Below are 1,006 nucleotides of genomic sequence, written 5' to 3'. Positions count from 1 at the left end.
GCTCAGCATGTCGCCCGCCCCCGCCACCGCCAGGCAGAGCAGCACCACCCACACGCTGGAGAACCAGCCCGCCGCCGCGATCGCCAGACCCCACGCCGCCGCGCCGAACACCACGAACAGCCCGTGCCTGCGCACCCGGCTCGTCCAGCCGCTGGTCAGCCCCAGCACCAGCGAACCGACCGAGCCCGCCGCGTACATCAGCCCCAGCGACCACTCCGCGTCCAGCTCGTCCGCCAGGAACGGGAAGATCGTGTTCGGGAAGGCGAAGAACATCGCCGCCAGGTCGATCGCGTACGTCCCCAGCAGCACCGGCCGGCTCCACGCGTACCGCGCCCCCTCGACGATCCCGCGCAGCGACGGCTTCTGGGCGTCACCGGCCGGCGGCGCTGGGGTGAGCCGCAGGCAGAGGACGACGGAGGCGGCGAACGTGCACACCGTCACCCCGTACGCCGTGCCGTGACCGGCGTACGCCACCACCAGACCGGCCAGCGCCGGGCCCGCGATGGCCCCGATCTGCCAGCGCAGCGAGTTCAGCGCCGCCGCCGCCGTCTGCTGGGCGTGCGGCACGATCCGGGCCATCAGGGAGTCCAGCGCGGGCCGCTGGAGCCCGGCCAGCGCCGCGACCCCGCCGGCCACCACGTACAGCGGCCACAGCAGCGGTTCCGGCAGCAGCGCGTTGACCAGCAGGATCGCCGCGAGCACGCCGAGCCCCGCCTCGGTGAGCAGGATGACCCGGCGCCGGTCCACAGCATCGGCGAGCGCCCCGCCGTACAGCCCGAAGACCACCAGCGGCACCAGCTCCACCGCGCCCATCGCCCCGACCGCGAGCGGGGAGCCCGTCAGGTCCTTGATCTGGAGCGGCAGCGCGATGAGCGCCATGAAACTGCCGAAGTACGTGATCAGACCCTGCACCCACAGCAGCCGGAAGTCCGGCGAGGAACGCCACGGCGCGAGATCGGGCAGCAGGGCGCGCAACCGCCCCGGCGGCGGGGACGAGGGGGAGGCG

Annotated in this window: 1 protein-coding gene; it reads right to left on the bottom strand. The window is 74.1% G+C overall.

The window, feature by feature from the left end; all coding sequences use genetic code 11:
• Positions 1 to 1,006: MFS transporter (locus tag JS521_RS35870; protein WP_372448651.1), on the bottom strand; the 1,006-nt coding region annotated here is incomplete at both ends.

The sequence above is a fragment of the Streptomyces durocortorensis genome, from assembly GCF_016901035.1.
Lineage (GTDB): Bacteria > Actinomycetota > Actinomycetes > Streptomycetales > Streptomycetaceae > Streptomyces > Streptomyces durocortorensis.
Note: the sequence above shows the minus strand (reverse complement) of the source record. Positions and strands in the feature narration are given on the sequence as shown.